This window comes from Actinoplanes sp. NPDC048791 (assembly GCF_040650095.1).
Taxonomy (GTDB): Bacteria; Actinomycetota; Actinomycetes; order Mycobacteriales; family Micromonosporaceae; genus Actinoplanes.
Genome location: NZ_JBEZGQ010001247.1, coordinates 1 through 2,177, shown reverse-complemented (window position 1 = coordinate 2,177; position 2,177 = coordinate 1). Strand labels below are relative to the sequence as shown.

At 72.7% G+C, this 2,177-nt stretch carries 3 protein-coding genes; 2 read left to right on the top strand and 1 reads right to left on the bottom strand.

Annotated features, from left to right (window positions below):
• Positions 1-285, bottom strand: a 285-nt coding sequence (locus AB0C29_RS44970; protein WP_360834016.1) for an FAD-dependent oxidoreductase, incomplete at its 3' end; no start/stop codon positions are given.
• Between the two features lie 77 nt (positions 286-362).
• Here AB0C29_RS44970 and AB0C29_RS44965 point away from each other — a divergent pair.
• Positions 363-653 carry a YiaA/YiaB family inner membrane protein gene (locus tag AB0C29_RS44965; protein WP_360554347.1) on the top strand — a complete coding sequence of 97 codons (291 nt, stop codon included), beginning with the start codon at positions 363-365 and terminating at the stop codon, positions 651-653.
• An 84-nt stretch (positions 654-737) separates the two neighbouring features.
• A partial coding sequence (locus AB0C29_RS44960) for a DEAD/DEAH box helicase (protein WP_360834014.1) occupies positions 738-2,177 on the top strand: 1,440 nt, incomplete at its 3' end.

Sequence of the window (2,177 nt, the reverse complement as noted above, 5' to 3'; positions counted from 1 at the left end):
GCCGGTCGCGCCGGACCGCTCGAGGTTGCGGGTCTCCCGCACGAGCACCCCCGGCACCCGGTCGAAGGCGTCCCGGCGGAACTGGTCGTAGGTGGCCGCGGCCCAAGCCAGGATCCGCTCGTCGAAGCCGGTCCGGGTCGGGTACCAGGCAGCGGCGGCCACCGCCGAGACCGTCCGGGCGGGGTCCTCCGGCGTCCACACGGTCACCGCCGCGCCGCGCTCCCGCAGCCGCATCGCCGCCGTCAGACCGATGATGCCGCCGCCCACCACGAGAACGTCCGCCATGTCCGTCATCCTGTCGTAACCCGGCTCTGAGTACCCGGGCTCAGTCGCAGGTACGACGGCCCGGACCAGACTGCGGCATGGACACCAATCCGCAACCGAAGACCACCACCGCCTTCTACGTGCAGTCCATCGCCTCCTTCGCGCTGTCCCTGACCGCGGTCGCCACCGGGATCGCGTACCTGCCGGTGGGCAGCTGGATCCGCGCCTTCCTCGCCGTGGGCCTGCTCTACGTGGTCACGTCGGCGTTCACGCTGGCCAAATGCGTCCGCGACATGCAGGACGCGGGCACCGTGGTCCGCCGGGTCGACCAGGCCCGGCTGGACAAGCTGCTGGCCGACCACGACCCGTTCAAGGTCCCGGCCGGCTGAGCCCGAATGCCGGCCCCGTATCCTTGTCGTCGTTGATGCCGGTCACCGATGTGACCGGCGCACGATCGATCCGGAGCAGAGATAATGAGCGAGCACCTGTTCGCGGACGCGACAGGCTTCGCCGGTCTGGCGCTCCGTCCCGAGCTGCTGAAGGCACTGACCAGCTTGGGCTACGAGGAGCCGACGCCGATCCAGCGCGAGGCCATCCCGCCGCTGCTGGAGGGCCACGACCTGCTGGGCCAGGCCGCGACCGGCACCGGCAAGACCGCGGCCTTCGCGCTGCCGCTGCTGCACCGCCTGGAGCCCGACGCCAAGGGCGGCCCGGCCGCCCTGGTGCTGGTGCCCACCCGCGAGCTGGCCGAGCAGGTCTCCCAGGCGGTCCACCGCTACGGCCGTGACCTGGGCGTCCGCGTCCTGCCGGTGTACGGCGGACAGCCCATCGGACGCCAGCTGCAGGCCCTGCAGCGCGGCGTGGACGTCGTGGTCGGCACCCCCGGCCGGGTGCTGGACCACATCAGCCGCGAGACGCTGAACCTCAGCGACGTGCGCACCGTCGTGCTCGACGAGGCCGACGAGATGCTCGACATGGGCTTCGCCGAGGACATCGAGGCCATCCTGGCCGAGACCCCGCAGACCCGGCAGACCGTGCTGTTCTCCGCGACGATGCCGCCGCGCATCGACGGCATCGCCCGCCGCCACCTCAAGGACCCGGTCCGGATCCAGATGGGCCGCGAGGCCTCCGCCCCCGGCGAGATCCCCCTGGTCCGGCAGAGCGCGTACATCGTGGCCCGGGCGCACAAGCCGGCCGCGCTGGGCCGGGTGCTGGACGTGGAGGCGCCCGCCGCGGCGATCATCTTCTGCCGCACCCGCGAAGAGGTCGACCAGGTCACCGAGACGCTCAACGGGCGCGGCTACCGGGCCGAGGCCCTGCACGGCGGCATGAGCCAGGACCAGCGGGACCGGGTCATGGGCCGGCTGCGCGCCGGCAGCACCGAGCTGCTGGTCGCGACCGACGTGGCCGCCCGCGGGCTGGACGTCGAGCAGCTCACCCACGTGGTCAACTACAACGTGCCGTCGGCGCCGGAGGCGTACGTGCACCGCATCGGCCGGGTCGGGCGCGCGGGCCGCGAGGGCGCCGCGATCACCCTGGCCGAGCCGCGCGAGTCGCGGATGCTCAAGGCGATCGAGCGGCTCACCCGCCAGCGGATCACCCTGGAGAAGGTGCCGACGGTCACCGACCTGCGGGCCCGGCGCCTGGAGCTGACCCGGTCGGCGCTGGAGAGCAGCCTGCAGGCCGACGACCTGGAGCGGTTCCGCGTGGTCATCGAGTCGCTGACCAGCGAGTTCGACATCGAGACGGTGGCCCTGGCCGCGGTCAAGCTGGCCCACGAGGCGGCCGGCGGCGACGTCGACGAGCAGGAGATCCCCACTGACGGTGTACCTCGACGACCTGGGTCCGAGGCTGCCGGCACTGAACCGGTGGGACGCGAGCCCGGACCGCCCGGCGAACATCTTCGTTCGACG